15 protein-coding genes are annotated in these 19,899 nt (G+C 62.4%); 11 read left to right on the top strand and 4 right to left on the bottom strand.

Annotated features, from left to right (window positions below; translation table 11 throughout):
* Positions 1 to 25 precede the first annotated feature (25 nt).
* From plsY to rpmG, 7 genes are all read left to right on the top strand, one after another.
* Positions 26 to 646 carry a glycerol-3-phosphate 1-O-acyltransferase PlsY gene (plsY, locus tag NE851_RS18495; RefSeq protein WP_097543040.1) on the top strand — a complete coding sequence of 207 codons (621 nt, stop codon included), beginning with the start codon at positions 26 to 28 and terminating at the stop codon, positions 644 to 646.
* Positions 646 to 1,788 (top strand): DNA-processing protein DprA, encoded by a 1,143-nt coding sequence (dprA, locus tag NE851_RS18490; protein ID WP_097543039.1) that lies wholly within the window; start codon positions 646 to 648, stop codon positions 1,786 to 1,788. The genes plsY and dprA overlap by 1 nt, the downstream gene beginning before the upstream one ends.
* Positions 1,789 to 2,024: 236 nt before the next feature.
* Positions 2,025 to 4,679: a type I DNA topoisomerase gene (gene topA / locus NE851_RS18485; protein WP_047616568.1), complete on the top strand. Its 2,655-nt coding sequence runs from the start codon at positions 2,025 to 2,027 to the stop codon at positions 4,677 to 4,679.
* A 1-nt stretch (position 4,680) separates the two neighbouring features.
* Positions 4,681 to 7,053: a ribonuclease R gene (gene rnr / locus NE851_RS18480; RefSeq protein ID WP_097543038.1), complete on the top strand. Its 2,373-nt coding sequence runs from the start codon at positions 4,681 to 4,683 to the stop codon at positions 7,051 to 7,053.
* A 123-nt stretch (positions 7,054 to 7,176) separates the two neighbouring features.
* Positions 7,177 to 7,629: a DUF983 domain-containing protein gene (locus NE851_RS18475; RefSeq protein ID WP_047616564.1), complete on the top strand. Its 453-nt coding sequence runs from the start codon at positions 7,177 to 7,179 to the stop codon at positions 7,627 to 7,629.
* Positions 7,630 to 7,939: 310 nt separating this feature from the next.
* The gene (locus tag NE851_RS18470) at positions 7,940 to 9,124 is read left to right on the top strand and encodes an MFS transporter (protein ID WP_063474318.1); all 1,185 of its coding nucleotides are present in this window, start codon (positions 7,940 to 7,942) and stop codon (positions 9,122 to 9,124) included.
* Between the two features lie 92 nt (positions 9,125 to 9,216).
* Positions 9,217 to 9,384: a 50S ribosomal protein L33 gene (gene rpmG, locus NE851_RS18465; protein ID WP_003587245.1), complete on the top strand. Its 168-nt coding sequence runs from the start codon at positions 9,217 to 9,219 to the stop codon at positions 9,382 to 9,384.
* A gap of 750 nt (positions 9,385 to 10,134) precedes the next feature.
* On the opposite strand, the gene NE851_RS18460 is transcribed toward rpmG, so the two are convergent.
* Positions 10,135 to 11,508: a PleD family two-component system response regulator gene (locus tag NE851_RS18460; protein WP_063474317.1), complete on the bottom strand. Its 1,374-nt coding sequence runs from the start codon at positions 11,506 to 11,508 to the stop codon at positions 10,135 to 10,137.
* 18 nt (positions 11,509 to 11,526) lie between these two features.
* Positions 11,527 to 11,898, bottom strand: a complete 372-nt coding sequence (locus NE851_RS18455) for a response regulator (RefSeq protein WP_003547430.1) — start codon at positions 11,896 to 11,898, stop codon at positions 11,527 to 11,529.
* Between the two features lie 132 nt (positions 11,899 to 12,030).
* Between NE851_RS18455 and NE851_RS18450 the strand changes: the two genes are divergently transcribed.
* Entirely contained in the window at positions 12,031 to 12,339 is a 309-nt protein-coding gene (locus NE851_RS18450; protein WP_047616556.1) for a DUF3572 domain-containing protein, read from the top strand.
* A 2-nt stretch (positions 12,340 to 12,341) separates the two neighbouring features.
* Entirely contained in the window at positions 12,342 to 13,016 is a 675-nt protein-coding gene (locus NE851_RS18445; protein WP_097543037.1) for a hypothetical protein, read from the top strand.
* Here the strand turns inward: NE851_RS18445 and NE851_RS18440 are convergent.
* Positions 12,991 to 13,578 carry a GNAT family N-acetyltransferase gene (locus NE851_RS18440; protein WP_097543036.1) on the bottom strand — a complete coding sequence of 196 codons (588 nt, stop codon included), beginning with the start codon at positions 13,576 to 13,578 and terminating at the stop codon, positions 12,991 to 12,993. The genes NE851_RS18445 and NE851_RS18440 overlap by 26 nt on opposite strands.
* A 75-nt stretch (positions 13,579 to 13,653) precedes the next feature.
* On the opposite strand from NE851_RS18440, the gene NE851_RS18435 reads away from it, so the two are divergent.
* Positions 13,654 to 14,946, top strand: a complete 1,293-nt coding sequence (locus tag NE851_RS18435; protein ID WP_063474338.1) for a DNA polymerase IV — start codon at positions 13,654 to 13,656, stop codon at positions 14,944 to 14,946.
* A gap of 92 nt (positions 14,947 to 15,038) precedes the next feature.
* Positions 15,039 to 16,295 (top strand): L,D-transpeptidase family protein, encoded by a 1,257-nt coding sequence (locus tag NE851_RS18430; protein ID WP_097543035.1) that lies wholly within the window; start codon positions 15,039 to 15,041, stop codon positions 16,293 to 16,295.
* A gap of 11 nt (positions 16,296 to 16,306) precedes the next feature.
* On the opposite strand, the gene dnaE is transcribed toward NE851_RS18430, so the two are convergent.
* On the bottom strand, positions 16,307 to 19,804 hold the full coding sequence (dnaE, locus tag NE851_RS18425) for a DNA polymerase III subunit alpha (RefSeq protein WP_097543034.1): 3,498 nt from the start codon (positions 19,802 to 19,804) through the stop codon (positions 16,307 to 16,309).
* Positions 19,805 to 19,899: the final 95 nt, after the last annotated feature.

The following is a 19,899-nucleotide window of genomic DNA, read 5'->3' as shown; positions in this document are numbered from 1 at the left end:
AGGCCACGGAGGGCCGAGGGGGCATATGTTATCCAATCTCATGTCATGGCAGATCACCCTGCCGATCGCGCTTGCCGCAGCCATCATCGGATATCTCTTCGGCTCCATTCCTTTCGGCCTGATCCTGACGCGTGCGGCCGGCCTCGGCGACGTGCGCAGCATCGGCTCCGGCAATATCGGCGCGACCAATGTGCTCAGAACCGGAAACCGCAAGCTCGCCGCGGCGACGCTGCTGCTCGATGCGCTGAAGGCATCGGCGGCGGCCTGGGTCGTCGGCTATTTCCTCGGTGAGGAGGCGGCGATCATCGCCGGCTTCTTCGCCTTCATCGGCCATCTCTTCCCGATCTGGATCGGCTTCAAGGGCGGCAAGGGTGTCGCCACCTATATCGGCACCCTGCTCGGCGTCGCGCCGATCATGGTCGTGCTCTTCGCCGCCGTCTGGCTGGCCGTCGCCTTCACCACCCGCTACTCCTCGCTGTCGGCACTGGTCGCCATGCTTGTCATCCCGGTGGCGCTGTGGATCCTGGGCAACGAAAAGGTTGCGGCAGTGATGGCGATCATGACCCTGATTTCCTACTGGAAGCACAAGGCGAATATCTCGCGGCTGATGGGCGGGACGGAAAGCAAGATCGGGGCAAAGGGATAATGGATGCGCTGAGCGCGGGACCAAAAGGCGTCGTGCTGACCGAACGGCAGAGAATTGCCTGGCTGCGCCTCATCCGTTCCGACAATATCGGCCCCGCCACCTTTCGCGACCTCATCAATCATTTCGGTTCGGCCGAGGCAGCGCTTGCCGCATTGCCGGAGCTTTCGGCGCGCGGCGGCGCCACGCGGGCAATCCGCATCGCCAGCGAGGCCGAAGCACATCGGGAACTGGAGGCAGCGCATCGTTTCGGCGCCCGCTTCGTGGGCATCGGTGAGCCGGACTATCCGCAGGCACTGAAACAGATCGACGGCGCACCGCCGCTTCTCGCCGTCAAAGGCGCGCTTGCCGCCGCCAAACGACCGGCCGTCGGCATTGTCGGCTCACGCAACGCCTCGGTCGCAGGCGCGAAATTCGCGGCGATGGTGGCGCGCGACTGCGGCAGGGCGGGTTATACCGTGGTCTCGGGGCTGGCGCGCGGCATCGACACATCAGCCCACCGTGCGAGCCTCGAGACAGGCACCATCGCTGCCCTTGCGGGGGGTCTCGACCAGCCCTACCCGCCGGAGAATATCGGCTTGCTCGAAGAGATCACCGGCGGCAACGGCCTGGCGGTCAGCGAGATGCCCTTCGGCTGGGAGCCCCGCGCCCGCGACTTTCCGCGCCGGAACCGGCTGATCGCCGGCATTGCGCTCGGCCTCGTCGTCATCGAAGCAGCGACACGTTCGGGCTCGCTGATCACGGCGCGGCTTGCCGGCGAGTTCGGTCGCCTGGTGTTTGCCGTGCCCGGCTCCCCCCTCGATCCGCGCTGCCATGGCACCAACGGCCTGCTGAAGGACGGTGCATCGATCGTCACCGCCCCCGTCGATGTCGTCGAGGCTTTGGCGCCGCTTGCGCAATTCGACCTGTTCCCGTCATCGATGGCAGAGGAACCGGCGCGTGAGGGCAAGGCAATTTCGGTGCCACCCGGCGATCCCGACCGAACCCGCGTCATCGATGCGCTCGGGCCGACGCCAGTCGAGATCGACGACGTCATCCGCCATACCGGTCTGTCGGCATCCGCGGTCTATCTCATCCTTCTGGAACTCGATATATCGGGCAGGCTGCAGCGGCATCAGGGCGGGTTCGTCTCGCTTTCCGATTGAACTTTGCACGATATCGCAGAATTGCCGCCCCCTGTGTCGAAAACCTTCGACAACCTATCTAAGATTGCATTTCCCCGATAAACTCCCTTCGGCTGCACCGGATGCAAGAACTAAAATTGTAGCAAACCCCTTGACCGCGGCGATTTCCCTGTCCATGTCGGAGGGCCGGGATCCATCTTTCGGTGTGTGTCGCGCTGGCTTCAACGCTGGCGTCGTTTCCTTTTTAGAGAATCATCATGAATGTTGTAGTGGTGGAATCGCCTGCCAAGGCCAAGACGATCAACAAGTATCTGGGTCCGGGATACAAAGTGCTCGCCTCCTTCGGCCATGTGCGCGATCTGCCTGCCAAGGACGGCTCAGTTCTTCCTGATCAGGATTTCGAAATGCTTTGGGAGGTCGATAGCGCCTCCGCAAAGCGGATGAAGGATATTGCCGATGCGGTGAAATCCTCCGACGGCCTTTTTCTCGCGACCGACCCGGATCGCGAAGGCGAAGCGATTTCCTGGCACGTTCTCGATATGCTGAACAAGAAGCGCGTGCTGAACGGCAAGCCGGTCAAACGCGTCGTCTTCAACGCCATCACCAAGAAGGCGGTGCTCGACGCGATGGCCGATCCGCGCGACATCGACGTGCCGCTCGTCGACGCCTATCTGGCGCGGCGCGCGCTCGACTATCTGGTCGGCTTCAATCTTTCGCCGGTGCTCTGGCGCAAGCTGCCCGGCGCCCGGTCGGCCGGCCGCGTCCAGTCGGTGGCGCTTCGTCTGGTCTGCGACCGTGAATCCGAGATCGAACGCTTCATTTCGGAAGAATACTGGAACATCTCGGCCCTTCTAAAGACACCGCGCGGCGACGAGTTCGAGGCCAGGCTGGTTTCGGCGAATGGCAAACGGCTGCAGCCGCGCGCGATCGGCAACGGCGAGGATGCCGGCAAGCTCAAGGCATTGCTCGAAGGCGCAAGCTATATCGTCGACTCCGTCGAAGCGAAACCGGTCAAGCGCAATCCCGGACCGCCGTTTACGACCTCGACCCTGCAGCAGGCCGCCTCCTCCAATCTCGGCTTCTCCGCCTCGCGCACCATGCAGATCGCCCAGAAGCTCTATGAAGGCGTCGATATCGGCGGCGAGACGGTCGGTCTCATCACCTATATGCGAACCGACGGCGTGCAGATGGCGCCCGAGGCGATCGATGCGGCGCGCCGCGCCATCGTCGACCAGTTCGGCGAGCGCTATATGCCCGAGAAGGCGCGCTTCTATTCCACCAAGGCCAAGAACGCCCAGGAGGCGCACGAGGCGATCCGTCCGACCGATTTCTACCGCTCGCCCGACCGCGTGCGCAAATTCCTCGATGCCGATCAGATCCGCCTCTACGACCTGATCTGGAAGCGCGGCATCGCCAGCCAGATGGCGTCGGCCGAAATCGAGCGCACGACGGCTGAAATCACCGCCGACAACAAGGGCGAGAAGGCCGGGCTGCGCGCCGTCGGTTCGGTCATCCGCTTCGACGGTTTCATCGCCGCCTATACCGACCAGAAGGAGGACGGCGAGCAGAGTGACGACGGCGACGAGGATGGCCGCCTGCCGGAGATCAATGCACGCGAGACGCTCGCCAAGCAGAAGATCAACTCGACGCAGCATTTCACCGAGCCGCCGCCGCGCTATTCGGAAGCCTCGCTGATCAAGAAGATGGAAGAGCTCGGCATCGGCCGCCCCTCCACCTATGCCGCGACGCTGGCGACGTTGCGCGACCGCGACTATGTGACGATCGACAAGCGCAAGCTTATCCCGCAGGCCAAGGGCCGGCTGGTGACCGCTTTCCTCGAAAGCTTCTTCACCAAATATGTCGAATACGACTTCACCGCCGATCTCGAAGAGAAGCTCGACCGGATTTCCGCCGGCGAGCTGAACTGGAAGCAGGTGCTGCGCGACTTCTGGAAGGATTTCTTCGCCCAGATCGAGGACACCAAGGAACTGCGCGTCACCAACGTGCTCGATTCGCTGAACGAGGCGCTGGCGCCGCTCGTCTTCCCGAAGCGCGAGGATGGCAGCGATCCCCGGATCTGCCAGGTCTGCGGCACCGGCAACCTGTCGCTGAAGCTCGGCAAATACGGCGCCTTCGTCGGCTGCTCAAATTATCCGGATTGCAACTACACCCGCCAGCTCTCCTCCGAAAACGGCGGAGAGGCGGACGGTGCTGCCCTTAACGAGCCGAAGAACCTCGGCACCGATCCGACGACCGGCGAGGAGCTGACGCTGCGGTCCGGCCGCTTCGGCCCCTATATCCAGCGCGGCGACGGCAAGGAAGCCAAACGCGCCTCGCTGCCGAAGGGATGGAAGCCCGAGGATATCGACTATGAAAAGGCGATGGCGTTGATCTCGCTGCCGCGCGATATCGGCAAACACCCCGAAACGGGCAAGATGATCTCATCCGGCATCGGTCGCTACGGGCCGTTCCTCCTGCATGACGGTTCCTATGCCAATCTGGAAACCGTCGAGGACGTGTTCTCGGTCGGCCTCAACCGTGCCGTGACTGTTATCGCCGAAAAGGCGAACCAGGCGCCGGGGCGGGGTTCGCGCGGGACACCGGCGGCGCTGAAGACGCTCGGCGATCATCCTGATGGCGGCCCCATCACCGTTCGCGACGGCAAGTACGGACCTTACGTCAATTGGGGCAAGGTCAATGCGACATTGCCGAAGGGCAAGGACCCGCAGGCGATCACCGTCGAGGAAGCGCTCGCGCTGATCACCGAAAAGGCCGGCAAGGCGCCTGCAGGCAAGACGGCAAAGGCGAAGGCCAAGCCGAAGGCGGCGGCCGCCGAAGCCAAGACCACCAAGACGGCGGCCAAGCCGAAGGCAACGAAGGCGAAAGCGCCGGCGAAATCGAAAAAGGGCTGACGTGAGCAGGATACCGCGCGAGAGAACGAACCCCGCGGGCAAGCGCCCGGGCAAGATCGGCCGCTCGGGCAAGGATGCTCCCGCCGTCGAGCCGCTGAACATCGTCCACGGCGCCCTGCCCTCACGCGAGGTGATCCTGCGCTTCATCGCCGATCATCCGCAGAAAGCCTCCAAACGCGAACTCGCCAAGGCTTTCGGCCTGAAGGGCGACAGCCGCGTCGAGCTCAAGCACATGCTGCAGGAACTCGAGCAGGAAGGCATGCTGCAGAAGAACCGCAAGTCGCTGATCCGTCCCGGCGCGCTGCCGCCCGTCACCGTTCTCGATATCACCACACGCGACAAGGATGGCGATCTGATCGGCCGGCCGGCGGAATGGCCGGAGGACCAGGGCGTCGCACCCGCCGTCGCCATCCGCCAGCAATCGCCCGCAGGCCGCCAGGGCAGGGGCAAGGCGCCCGTCGCCGGCCTCGGCGACCGCATCCTGGCAAAGATCTTCCCGGCCGTCGATCGCGGCGGGCCGGCCTATACGGCGCGGATCATCAAGGTGATCGACAGGCGCCGCGGCGCCTCGATGGGCGTCTTCCGCGCAGCACCCGGCGGCGGTGGCCGGCTGCTGCCGATCGAACGGCGCGGCGAGGAAATGGTGATCGATCCCGACTTCACCGGCGGCGCCGCGGACGGCGACCTGGTCGAAGTGGAAGTCGCCCGTCTCGGCCGCTTCGGCCTGCCGCGCGCCAAGGTGCTTTCCGTCGTCGGTTCCGTCGGTTCGGAAAAGGCAATCTCGATGATCGCCATCCATGCACACGGCATCCCGCATGTCTTCCCGCCTGCGGTCATCGCCGAGGCGGATGACGCCAAGCCTGCCAACATGTCGCATCGCGAGGATTGGCGCGACGTGCCGCTGATCACCATCGATCCGGCCGACGCCAAGGACCATGACGATGCGGTCTATGCCGAGCTCGACCCCTCGCCCGACAATCCCGGCGGCGTCCTCGTCACCGTCGCGATTGCCGACGTTTCCTGGTATGTCCGCCCCAATTCGCCGCTCGACCGCGAGGCGCTGAAGCGCGGCAACTCGGTCTATTTCCCGGATCGCGTCGTGCCGATGCTGCCGGAGCGCATCTCCAACGATCTCTGCTCGCTGAAGCAAGGCGTCGACCGCCCGGCGCTCGCCGTGCGCATGAGCTTTTCCGCGGAAGGCCGCAAGATCGGCCACACCTTCCATCGCATCATGATGAAGAGCGCCGCAAAGCTCTCCTACCAGCAGGCGCAGGCGGCGATCGACGGCAAGCCGGACGATCAGACCGGACCGATGCTCGAGCCGATCCTGAAGCCGCTCTGGCACGCCTATGAGGTGATGAAGCGCGGACGCGACCGGCGCCAGCCGCTGGAACTCGACATGCCGGAGCGCAAGATCCTGCTGAAGCCCGACGGCACGGTCGACCGGGTCTTCGTGCCGCCGCGGCTCGATGCGCATAAGCTGATCGAAGAAATGATGATCCAGGCGAATGTCTGTGCCGCCGAGACCCTGGAAAAGAAACGCCAGCCGCTGATCTATCGCATCCATGACGGCCCGACGCTCGCCAAGCAGGAAATCCTGCGCGAGTTCCTGGCGACACTCGGCATCTCGCTGGCCAAGGGCGGGAATATGCGCGCCAACAGCTTCAACGGCATTCTGGCGAAGGCGGACGGTACGCCGCACCAGACCATGGTCAACGAGATGGTGCTGCGTTCGCAGAGCCAGGCGATCTACGGTCCCGAGAATATCGGTCATTTCGGCCTCAACCTGATGAAATACGCCCACTTCACCTCGCCGATCCGCCGCTACGCCGATCTCATCGTGCATCGCGCCCTCGTCGGTTCGCTGGGCTTCGGCGAAGGCGGCATTACGCCCGACGAAGAGGCGGCACTCGACGATATCGCCGCCGAAATCTCGACCTTCGAGCGCCGCGCCATGGCCGCCGAGCGCGAGACGGTCGACCGGCTGATCGCCCATCATCTGAGCGGCCGCGTCGGCGAGGAATTTGCCGGGCGGGTCTCCGGCGTGACGAAATCGGGGCTTTTTGTCGCCTTGCCGGACTATGGCGCCGACGGCTTCGTCCCTATATCTACGCTCGGCACCGATTATTTCATCTATGACGAGGCGCATCAGGCGCTGTCGGGGGAGCGAACGGGGCTCGGCTATCGCCTGGGCGACAGCGTCACCGTGAAGCTTGCCGAAGCGATCCCGCTTGCCGGCGCGCTGCGTTTCGAGATGATCAGCGAGGGCCGCGAGATGCCGACGGCGGTGCGCTCCTTCCACAAAGCGGGCCGCCGCGACAGGGGCCAGGTCCGCAAGAAACCCGGAACGAGGCCGCCGCGCGGACGGCACTAGCCCACCGGCTCGAAAATCGGAATCGATTTTCGAAAAGCGTGATGCAAGGATTGAAAGAGTTAGAGCGTTCTTTGTGCGTCCGAAAGGACGCACGGGGCTCTATGTCCGAAAGAGGAACAGGCGATGATCACACCGACCGATCCGGCGGTCCGCTACGGAGATGCGCCCGAGGTCGAGCGTCCGGTTGGGCGCTCGGTCATGCGCGGGCTGATGAACCGCTGCCCGGCCTGCGGTAACGGCAAGCTCTTTCGCGCCTTCCTGAAACCGGTCGATCATTGCGCGGCCTGCGGCGAGGCGATGCATCACCAACGCGCCGACGACCTGCCGCCCTATATCGTCATTCTCGTCCTTGGCCACGTCGTGGTCGGCGGCTATATGCTGACCGACCTGACCTTCGTGCTGCCGGTCTGGGTGCACCTTGCCATCTGGGCGCCGATCACCGTCATCACAGCGCTCGCCTCGATCCAGCCTATCAAGGGCGGCGTCATCGGCCTGCAGTGGGCGCTGCGCATGCACGGTTTCGGCGGGGAGAGTGATGGTGCGGACGATTATGACATCCCCGGCCGGCCGGATTAGAGCATGTCGAGCAAAAGCGCGAGCCGCGAATCTGAAAGATCGCGACGCACTTTAGCGCCTTCACCTTCCAGACATATTTAACGTGTAGTGCCAGCGCTCCACCGACCACCACCCGAACGCGGCAGCCGACGATCCTCAACGACTTGACATGGTACGCTTTTCTTGTCTGAACAGGCTTTACATTCCGCAGGTGGTCACTCACATCGGAAATACTGCGAAACGCTGCCCGTCACCTGGGTTTGGCACGCCTGTGTCTTTCTATGCGAGGTGACAGGCCGGTTCGCTCGCGTAGCTTTCTAAGGATGGATAAATGTCTCAGCCGAGAAACGGCACACCGGGCGATGTCGAGGAAATCCATTGGCCTTCTCTGGTGGCAGCCATCTCGTCCATATCAGCCGTCGGCATAGCAATCGGCCTCGGACTCCCGCTTCTCAGCATCATCCTCGAAAAACGCGGCATCTCGTCCACCTTGATCGGGCTCAACACGGCGATGGCCGGGGTTGCGGCGATGGCCGCCGCACCAATCACCACCAAGCTTGCCCATAAATACGGCGTTGCGCCGACGATGCTCTGGGCGGTGCTGATTTCGGCGCTGAGCGCGCTCGGTTTTTATTACGCCGAGGATTTCTGGATGTGGTTTCCGCTGCGTTTCGCCTTCCATGGCGCGACGACGACGCTGTTCATCCTCTCCGAATTCTGGATCAATGCCGCTTCGCCGCCTTCCAAGCGCGGCTTCGTGCTCGGCATCTACGCGACGGTGCTTTCCCTTGGCTTTGCGGCCGGGCCGCTGCTCTTTTCGATCCTCGGCAGCGACGGCATCTTCCCCTTCCTGATCGGCGCCGCCGCCATCCTGCTTGCCGCCATCCCGATCTTCATCGCCCGCGACGAAAGCCCGGTGCTCGAGGAAAAACCGGAGCTGCATTTCATGCGCTACGTCTTCCTGGTGCCGACGGCGACGGCGGCGGTCTTCATCTTCGGCGCGGTCGAAGCGGGCGGGCTGTCGCTTTTCCCGATCTTTGCCGTGCGCGCCCATTTCACCGAATCGCAGGCAGCACTTCTGCTGACCATGATGGGTGTCGGCAACGTCATCTTTCAGATCCCGCTCGGCCTGCTCTCCGACCGCATCGGCGACAAGCGGCCGCTTCTGGCTGCCATGGCGCTGATGGGGTTCATCGGCTCGATGATGCTGCCGCTGCTGGTCGACAACTGGCTGCTGATGGCCGGGCTCCTGCTTTTCTGGGGCGGCTGCGTCTCCGGCCTCTATACGGTCGGACTCAGCCATCTCGGCTCGCGGCTGACGGGTTCCGACCTTGCGGCGGCCAATGCTGCCTTCGTCTTCTGTTATGCGATGGGAACCGTGGCCGGGCCGCAGGCGATCGGCGCGGCGATCGATGTCGCTGGAAATAATGGTTTTGCCTGGGCGATTGCCGCCTTCTTCGGCCTGTACGCCCTACTTTCCGGCATCAGACTGATGTTCATTCGAAAACGGACTTGACTTTTCGGGCTGGATTCGTAGTTTCGCGCCAGAATTTGCCGTGGAGCCCATCCGGCTTCCACGGCTTTCATTTTCTTAAAGGCAGGACGACCATGGCCAAGGCTACAACAATCAAGATCAAGCTGCTGTCGACAGCCGACACCGGTTTCTTCTACGTCACGACGAAGAACAGCCGTACGATGACGGACAAGATGACGAAGACGAAGTACGACCCGATTGCTAAGAAGCATGTCGAGTTCAAGGAAACCAAGATCAAGTAATCGCTTGAGCTGACGGATTTCAAAAAAGCGCGCGCTTTCGGGTTGCGCGTTTTTTATTGTCCGGATGATCGTCTTTGACGAGATGATAGCGCAAACAGACAAAACGCCGCCCTTCCATCTTCGGGAAGTGACGGCGTTTTTGTGAAAGGGGGTCGGCCAGCATGCAAAACGGCACGAGGAACCGCTATAACTTGCCTACTAGCCGACCGACCCCACGACCCAGGAGATGCGGCGGACCTGAGCATCATGGGGTATCGACAACTCCTCAACGGGAGCGCTTCTCTTATGAGCCGATAATTTGCGCAGAAATGAAAGAAAATCAACAAATTCTTAATGGTGAAATTTGTTAGCCTGATTCTATGGTTAAAAGTCCAGATTTGGGACATACAAAGATTTGTCGGCTCTGCTTGGGCTTGAAGCCTAGAGTTGGACCATCCCAAGAAATTCGACAATATAACTTAACAACTTACGCCTCCCCTCCCCTTACGTGAGGTGACGTCGCCGCAGTCTATTTGGCCCTTCCGGCGACAGGCATTTTTTATAGTCTCCATTTCATCTTGAGCCAGCGGCCAGACATCCTCAACACTGTCGCAGGTCGACATATCCGCAGCAACGCCGATGGTCCATTTTTGGGCTATTGAGTTGCAAAATTTTCGCCCCGCATTGCATAAGCGAAGATTAAAAATCGGTAACGATTGGCTTACAGCGGTGGAAAACCCGCAAATGGTGCCTATGGCGGCAACTGATTCGTCAGGCGGCTGCGGCGACCACGCGGTTGCGGCCGGTATTCTTGGCCTCGTAAAGGGCCAGATCCGCCTGTTTCATCAGCTGGTCCGGGGTCAGTACCGCCGCAATCCGCGAGGCGATGCCGAAGGAAGCGGTGACGTTCAGCGCTTGGCCGGCGTGTTTCAGCATGAAGGGAGCGCTTTCGATCGCCGCGCGCAGGCGCTCGGCTACAGTAGCGGCAATTTCCGGCGAGGTGTCGGGCATCACGACGACGAATTCCTCGCCACCGTAGCGGCAGGCGAGATCGGCGCCACGGATGGTCGAACGGACGCGATTTGCGAATTCCCGCAGCACTTCGTCGCCGCCGTCATGGCCGTAGGTGTCGTTTACCTGCTTGAAGCGATCGATATCGGTGATCAACACCGAAAGCGGTCGGCCCCGGGCCATCGAACGGTTGAAGAGTACGTTCAGATGGTTGTCGAGATAGCGCCGGTTATAAAGGCCGGTCAGCGGATCGGTGACGGCAAGCTCGATCGTCTGCTTGACGCTGGCGCGCAGGCGGTCGTTGTAGCGCTTGCGGCGGATCTGCGTCAGGCTGCGGGCAACAAGCTCGTTGGGATCGACCGGGCGGATGATGTAATCGTTGACGCCGAGATCGAGCGCGCGCACCACCATGTCGTCCGCGCCCTGCTCGGTGATGATCAAAATCGGCAGGAAGCGCGTGCGCTCCAGCGAGCGCAGCTGCGAGCAGAGGCGAAGCGGATCGTAGTCATCGAAATTGGCATTGACGATGACGAGATCGAAGGCGCTTTCGGCCGCCTCGAAGAGGGCAGCCTGCGGATCGGAAAGGGCAAGCACGTCGGCGACCGGCTTCAGCGCCTTGACGAGGCGCTCCTGCGAATTGGCGCGGCCGTCAACGAGCAACACTTGAGCGGTCTCATCGGCGCGGCCCTCGCCTGCCCGCGCGAGGTCGTCGATGCCCATCGTATGGGCGGTATCGGAGCGGATGCGCAGCTCGTCGCTCAACGTCTTCAGCCGCAGCAGGCTCTTCACCCGAGAGATCAGCTGCAGATCGTTGACCGGCTTGGTGAGGAAATCATCGGCGCCAGCCTTCAGGCCGCGCACGCGATCGGCCGGCTGGTCGAGCGCGGTGACCATGACGACTGGAATATGGGCTGTCTTCTGGCTCGCCTTCAGCCGTTCGCAGACCTCGAAACCGTCTATGCCGGGCATCATGATGTCGAGCAGGATGAGATCGACCTGGTTGCGCTCGCAGATCGCCAGCGCCGTGTAGCCGTCGGCTGCGGTCATCACGTCGAAATACTCCGCGAGCAGCCGCGCCTCAAGCAGCTTCACGTTGGCCGGAATATCGTCAACCACCAGTATTCGCGCAGTCATAAGTGTCTTTCCGATGCGTCAAGCATCGCCCAGATAGGTCTTGATCGTCTCGATGAATTTTGGAACCGAGATCGGCTTGGAAACATAGGCCTCGCAGCCGCCCTGGCGGATCCGCTCCTCGTCGCCCTTCATCGCGAAAGCCGTGACGGCGATGACGGGAATCACATGCAGCTCGTCGTCTTCCTTCAGCCATTTGGTGACTTCGAGGCCGGAGACCTCGGGAAGCTGAATGTCCATGAGGATGAGATCGGGGCGATGCTTGCGCGCCAGATCCAGCGCCTCCATGCCGTTTCGGGTCTGGATCGTGGTATAACCGGACGCCTCGATGAGGTCGCGAAAGAGCTTCATGTTGAGCTCGTTATCTTCTACAATCATCACCTGTTTGGGCATGACAAGCTGTCCCTACGTCCGTTCGCGCAGCGGTTCGTCCCATGAGAAAGGCACATGCGGACAAAAGCTGCGTGAAACCGATAGCGCACGCTACCGGTATTTGGTTGAAGAAAAGGTAACTTACCCCGCGAAATGCAAAGCAACTTCAAGACATCGAAACAACTGGCAGCCGACCCGCACGAGACGGCGATTGCCGTGCTCGGCTGGCTTGCCGGCGATCCCGACATGTTCGGCCGCTTTCTCGCCCTGACGGGTGTGGCGCCCGGCCAGGTGCGCAACGCCGTCAACGATCCGGGATTTCTCGCCGGCATGATGGATTTCCTGATGAACCACGAACCGACGGCCTTGGCCTTCTGCGCGGCAAGCGGCATAAGCCCGGAGACGGTGACCGCCGCCTGGCGGCATTTCTCTTCGCCGGGCCTCGATTCCGGAGAATACTGACCGTGACCTCCGGGGAATTCGACATCTCGCATATTCGCCTCGGCGAACGGCCGCTGATCGTCTGCGACGTCGACGACGTCGTGCTGCAGTTCATCGGTCCCTTCCAGCTTTTCCTCGAGAGCCAGGGGCATGCGTTTCTGCCGCGATCGTTCCGGCTTCACGGCAACATCGTCTCGCAGGCGGATGGCACGGAGATCGAGGATCAGCAGGTCAGTCGGCTGATCGAGGAGTTCTTCGAAGCGCAGGAGCAGTGGCAGACGCCGCTCGATCGCGTCGTCGAAACGCTCGACCGGCTTTCCGAAGAGGCCGATGTGCTTTTCCTGACGGCCATGCAGCCGCGGTTCCAGGACCAGCGCCGTCGCCTGCTCGACAGGATGGGCCTGCTTTTTCCGCTGCTTGCCACCGAACAGCCCAAGGGGCCGATCGTTCACGCCTTGCATGCCAGCCGCTCCCTTCCCGTCGTCTTCATCGATGATATGGCGCGCAATCTGCATTCCGTCAGGGATCACGTCGCCGATTGCCTGCTCATTCATCTGATGCCGAACTCACCTGTCCATCGTTTCGCACCGGCGGCCGCCGATGACATTACCCGCGCTACGGACTGGACGCATGTGGCCGAACTCATCGAGGCGCATTTTCTGTCCGGCGCGGTCACTCGCGCAGTTCCAGCCGCATGAGCGGACGGCCGTCCTTGCGCCGCGCCACCGTTTCGAAACCGGCGGCATCAAAGATCGCCGTCGAACCGATGCAGAGCGTCACGGATTTCGACTGCTTCACATGATCGATCGGGCAGGCTTCGAGCAGCCGCGCTCCCTGGCGCCGGGCATGATCAATCGCGGCGGCGAGCAGGCGATGGCTCATTCCCTTGCCGCGCAGTTTGGGCAGCAGGAAAAAGCAACTGACGGCCCAGATGGACGGATCATGCGCATCGTCTTCCTCCAGCGGCCGCGAGACGGTGCGCGGCGAATTGAACTGTGGCACGTCATGACGCGGCCCGACCTGCACCCAGGCGACCGGCGTGCCGTCGGCATAACAGAGAATGCCCGGCGGCGGGCCTGCCTTGATCCGCTCCCGGATATGCGCCTTGCGCTCGTCGGGCGCCATCTCGGTCCTGATCGCATGCGGCAGGCGCAGCGCAACGCACCAGCAGTTATAGAAGGCACCCTGCGGCCCGAACAGGATTTCGAAGTCGTCCCAGCGCTCTGAGGTGACCGGCTCGAAACGAAGGTCGTCATCCAAAGGCAAAGCTCCCGCGTCTCTTGTGACTCGGAAGCTTAAGGCGTAATGTCCCGGCGTTCAATCTTTGTTCTCATCATGACGCCTGCGCCTGACAAGACACCCGGCTTTTGTCGCGACTGCCTTGCCGAGCAGAAGGGCGAGGCGCGCCGTTGCGTTTCCTGCGGCAGCCCCCGTCTCGTACGCCATCGTGAACTCTACGCATTGACGCTTGCGCATATCGATTGCGACGCTTTCTACGCAGCGGTGGAGAAACGCGACAATCCGGAACTTGCCGACAAGCCCGTCATCATCGGCGGCGGCAAACGCGGCGTGGTGTCCACCGCTTGTTATATCGCCCGCATCCACGGCGTGCGGTCGGCCATGCCGATGTTCAAGGCGCTGGAGGCGTGCCCGCAGGCGATCGTCATCCGCCCCGACATGGAAAAATATGTCCGGGTCGGGCGGCAGGTGCGGACCATGATGCAGGATCTGACGCCGCTGGTGCAGCCGCTGTCGATCGACGAGGCCTTTCTGGAGCTTGGCGGCACCGAGAGGCTGCATCACGATCCGCCGGCGCGCACGCTCGCCAAATTCGCCCGCCGCGTCGAAAAGGAAATCGGCATCACCGTTTCGGTCGGGCTTTCCTACTGCAAATTTCTCGCCAAGGTCGCCTCCGACCTGCAGAAGCCGCGCGGCTTTTCCGTCATCGGCCGTGAGGAAGCGGTCGAATTCCTGGCGCCGCGTCCGGTCACCACGATCTGGGGCGTCGGCAAGGCTTTTGCGGCGACGCTGGAAGCGGACGGCATCCGCACCATCGGCCAGTTGCAGCAGATGGAGGAGAACGACCTGATGCGCCGCTATGGCAGCATCGGCCAGCGGCTCGCACGGCTGTCGCGCGGCATCGACGACCGCGAGGTGCATCTCAACGATGCGGCCAAAAGCGTTTCGTCCGAGACGACCTTTTTCGACGACATCTCGCGTCATGAGGAGCTGGTGCCGATCCTGCGCAACCTCTCCGAAAAGGTCTCCTGGCGGCTGAAGAAAAGCGGCATTGCCGGCCAGACAGTGGTGCTGAAGATGAAGAGCGCCGATTTCAAATCGCGCACCCGCAACCGCAAGCTGGAAGACCCGACCCAGCTTGCCGACAAGATCTTCCGCACTGGGCTCGAGCTTCTCGAAAAAGAGACCGACGGCACGAAGTTCCGACTGCTCGGCATCGGCGTCACCGATCTCGGCGACGCCGCCCGCGCAGATCCGCCCGACCTCATCGACCAGCAATCGGGCCGGCGAGCGGCCGCCGAAGCAGCGATGGACAAGCTGCGCGACAAGTTCGGCAAGAAGACGGTCGAGACCGGCTATACGTTCGGCGGCGGCAAACGCGATCACTAACGCGTGAGGGCAACATCAAGCCCGGCCTATAAAATCTTCCTTAAACTTCGTCCCATAATCTGCCGGACAAGTATTGCGTATGGTTGGGTATCATGTTCTCGCGTCTCGTCTTCGGCCTCGGCTTGCTGTCGGCCACCGCACTCGTGCACCCTGCCCTTGCTGTGGATGCGCGCACGCTGCAGATCATCGTCTCGAAGGACAAGCAGTCGCTTGCGGTCTATGATGGCACCGAGGTCGTCGCGACCTCGAAAGTCTCGACCGGCAAGGACGGCCACACGACGCCGAGCGGCATCTTCTCGGTGCTCGAGAAGCAGAAATACCACGAATCCAATCTCTATTCCAACGCCCCGATGCCGTTCATGCAACGGCTGACCTGGTCCGGCATCGCGCTGCATGAATCGAATTCGGTGCCGCGTTATCCAGCCTCGCATGGCTGCGTGCGTATGCCCGGCGCCTTCGCCAAAATGCTTTATGGCATGACCGACCCCGGTGTTCCCGTCATCATCAGCGACGGCGAAGTCGTGCCGCAGCCGATCGACCACCCGACCCTTTTCCATCCCGACGCACCGGCGGCCATGCCGCTGCTTTCGGATGTGGAGCTGCGGCCCTCCATGCCCGACAGCCCCGGGATACCAGTGCAGGTGGCAATGAACGACACGGCTGCGATGCCGATGCCGGCAATACAGCCGGCCGCAACACCCGAACCCGAACCGCCGTCCGAGCCGATCAGCATGCTGATCACGCGCCGGACGCTGCGCGAGACGGTGATCGACATCCAGACCCTGCTCAACCAGCTCGGCTTTTCCGCCGGCGATCCGGACGGCTTGCTCGGCCCGTCGACCGTGCAGGCGATCAAGGATTTCAGGGCGCTGCGGCCGGCGGAATTTGCCGGCGACAGGAGCCTGGTCTCCGACACGCTCCTCAAGGAAGTCTATGCCGCAACCGGCAAGGGTGCGCCGCCGAATGGTGTCATCATGGTGCGGCAGGCCTTCAAGCCGATCTTCGAAGCGCCGGTGACGATCGCCGATCCGGGCTTGGCGCTCGGCACACATTTCTTCACGCTGCACGCGGTCGATGAAAAGGCCGGTACGGCGGACTGGCTCGGCATCACGCTCGAGAACAATCTCTCCCGCGAGACGATGAAGCGGCTCGGCATCACCAATCAGGAAAGCTCGATCGTCACGGGCAAGCCGATCGCCCGTTCACTCAGCCGCATCACGATCCCCGACGAGACCCGCCGCAGGATCGATGCGCTGATCGCGCCCGGCTCGACGCTGACGATCTCCGATACCGGCCTCGGCCGGGAGACCGGCGAAGGCACGGATTTCATCACGATCACCCGCGGGTGACGCGGGGCTGATCAAACAAGCTCGACGTCGACGACACCGGGGGCGGCGCGAAGGGCGGCGGCGATCTCCGGGGTGATGCGGTATTTCTCCGGCAGCGCCACTTCCACCTCGCGTTTGCCCTCCTCCTTGATGACGATGAAGGAAACGAGGCCGTCGCCCTTGGCGTTCAGATGGCCGGCCACCATCCTGAGCGGCCCGGAATCTCTGACATAGACGCGCAGCGCCTTCTGCATCTGCAGCGACTTTTCCTCCAGCGACTGGATCGTCTGGATGCGCAGGCCGATGCCCTCCGGCCGCTCCTCGCCGGTGGCCGTCAGCACGAAGGATTTTCCCGATTCCAGCACGTCGCGATACTGGTTCAGCATTTCCGAAAACAGCACCGCTTCGAACTGGCCGGAAGAATCCGAAAAGACGATGATGCCCATCTTGTTGCCGGTGCGGGTCTTGCGCTCCTGCTTGGAGATGACGGTGCCGGCAAGCCGGGCATTGGCCGCGCCCTGTTTGATCGCTTGGGAAAATTCGGCAAAGGTCTGCACCCGCATCTTCTGCAGGATGTTGTTGTAGGAATCGAGCGGGTGGGCCGTGAGATAGAAGCCCAGCACCTGGAATTCCTTCAGCAGCCGCTCCGAGGGGAGCCAGGGCGAGAACGGCGGCAGGGAGATTTTCTCAGGTCCCGAGGTCAGCGTGCTGCCGAAAATGTCCGACTGGCCGCTCAGCTTGTTCTCCTGGGCACGCTGGGCATAACCGAGGACGCGGTCGAGGCCGGCGGCTAGCTGGGCGCGGTCCATATCGAAACAATCGAAGGCGCCGGCATAGATCAGGCTTTCGAGCACGCGCCGATTGACCTGGCGCGGATCGATGCGCAGGCAGAAATCCTCGATGCTGGCAAAGGACTTGTCGCCACGCACCTCGACCATATGGTCGACGGCGGATTCGCCGACGCCCTTGAGGGCGGCGAGCGCGTAGTAGATGCGGTTGTCGCCGGTTTCGAAATGGCGGAAGGAGGTCTGCACCGAGGGTGCGATCACCTCGATGCCGAGGCGCTTGGCATCCTGGCGGAAGTCATTGACCTTTTCCGTGTTGGACATGTCGAGCGTCATCGAGGCGGCGAGGAATTCGACCGGATAATGCGCCTTCATGTAGGCCGTCTGGTAGGAGACGATGGCGTAGGCGGCGGCATGCGACTTGTTGAAGCCGTAATTGGCGAACTTCGCCAACAGTTCGAAGATATTGTCGGCCTGCGGCTTCGACACGCCGTTCTTGACGGCGCCGACGACGAAGCGCTCGCGCTGCTGGTCCATCTCGGCCTTGATCTTCTTGCCCATGGCGCGGCGCAGAAGGTCGGCTTCACCCAGCGAATAACCGGACAGGACCTGGGCGATCTGCATCACCTGCTCCTGGTAGACGATGACGCCTTGCGTTTCCTTGAGCAGGTGGTCGATCATCGGATGGATCGATTCCAGCTCTTCGTCACCGTGCTTGCGGGCATTGTAGGTCGGGATGTTCTCCATCGGGCCCGGACGATAGAGCGCCACCAGCGCGATGATGTCCTCGATGCAGTCCGGCTTCATGCCGATCAGCGCCTTGCGCATGCCGGCACTTTCCACCTGGAACACGCCGACCGTTTCACCGCGCGACAGCATCTCGTAGGTCTTCTTGTCGTCGAGAGGAATGGCCGCGAGATCGACCTTGATGCCGAGCTTGGCGACGAAATCGACAGCGACCTTCAGCACCGTCAGCGTCTTCAGACCGAGGAAGTCGAACTTGACCAGGCCGGCCTGCTCGACCCATTTCATGTTGAACTGGGTGACCGGCATATCGGAGCGCGGATCGCGATACATCGGCACCAGCTTGGAAAGCGGGCGGTCGCCGATGACGATGCCGGCGGCATGGGTCGAGGCGTGGCGGTAAAGTCCCTCGATCTTCTGGGCGATATCGAGCAGGCGCGCGACAACCGGTTCCTTAGCCGCCTCCTCCTGCAGCTTCGGCTCCTCTTCGATCGCTTTGGACAGCGGGGTCGGATTGGCCGGGTTGTTCGGCACCAGTTTGCAGATCTTGTCGACCTGGCCGTAAGGCATTTCCAGCACGCGGCCGACGTCGCGAAGGGCGGCGCGCGCCTGCAGCGAACCGAAGGTGATGATCTGCGCCACCTGCTCGCGGCCATACTTGGCCTGGACGTAGCGGATCACCTCTTCGCGGCGGTCCTGGCAGAAGTCGATGTCGAAGTCCGGCATCGAGACGCGTTCGGGATTGAGGAAGCGCTCGAAGAGCAGCGAAAAACGCAAGGGATCGACGTCGGTGATCGTCAAGGCATAGGCGACCAGCGAACCGGCGCCCGAGCCGCGGCCGGGACCGACGGGAATGTCATGCTGCTTGGCCCATTTGATGAAGTCGGCAACGATCAGGAAGTAGCCGGGAAACCGCATGCGTTCGATAACGCTGAGCTCGAAATCCAGCCGCTCGCGATAATCCTTCTCCTCGTAACCCGGCGACATGCCGAGCGTGGCCAGCCGCATGTCCAGCCCTTCGACCGCCTGGCGGCGCAGCTCGCTCGCCTCGGCGCGTTCGGCCTCCTCGGCATCGTCGGTCGCACCGGTGAAGCGCGGCAGGATCGGCTTTCTGGTCTTCAGCACGAAGGAGCAGCGCCTGGCGATCTCGATGGTATTTTCCAGCGCTTCCGGCAGGTCTGCGAAGAGCTTGGCCATCTCGGCCCGGCTCTTCAGATAGTGATCGGGCGTCAGGCGAAAGCGGCTGTCGTCGGAGACGATGGCGTTGTGCGCGACCGCCATCAGCGCATCATGGGCGTCGTAATCGTCGCGCGTCGGAAAGAAGGCCTCGTTGGTCGCAACCAGCGGCAGGTCGTGGGCATAGGCAAGCCCGACAATCTTCTGCTCGTGCCGCTTGTCGTAGGTGCCGTGGCGCTGCAGCTCGACATAGAGCCTGTCGCCGAAGAGACGCTTCAGCAAGAGCAGTCGGGCCTCCGCCTGGGCGGGATGTCCTTCCCTGATCGCCATGTCGACCGGGCCGGTCGGGGCGCCGGTCAATGCGATCAGCCCTTCCGTGCCGGCCTCTTCCAACCAGGAGGCTTTGATATGAACGGCCTGGTTGCTTTCGCCGCCGAGATAGGCCCGGCTGACGAGATCGACGAGCCGTTCGTAGCCGGCATCGGTCGCGGCGAGAAGAACGATCGACGGCAGCTTGACCAGGGCTTGCTGGCCGCCGCGCTTTTCCGTTTCCAACCCATCTCCCATGTCGATCGAGACCTGACAGCCGATGATCGGCTGCAGGCCCTCGTCCATCGCCTTCTGGGAGAATTCGAGGGCGACGAACAGATTGTTGGTGTCGGTGATCGCAATCGCCGGCTGGCTGTCGCCGGTCGCCTTGTAGAGGATCTTCTTCAGCGGCAGAGCGCCCTCGAGAAGCGAATAGGCGGAATGGACCCTCAGGTGGATGAAACCCGGCGTGCCGCCGGTCGCCTCACCCGTTGAACCCTTTGCCGTATCCGCCATGACATGCCTTCCCAATCACCCGAATGAATCGGACGCATTGTCGGCATAGAGGGCGATGATGTCCAGAAGAAGTCCCGCCTCCGGACCGCATGATT

The organism is Rhizobium anhuiense bv. trifolii, from assembly GCF_024346605.1.
In the GTDB taxonomy this organism is placed as follows: domain Bacteria; phylum Pseudomonadota; class Alphaproteobacteria; order Rhizobiales; family Rhizobiaceae; genus Rhizobium; species Rhizobium anhuiense.
This window is presented reverse-complemented; position numbering and strand designations above follow the sequence as displayed.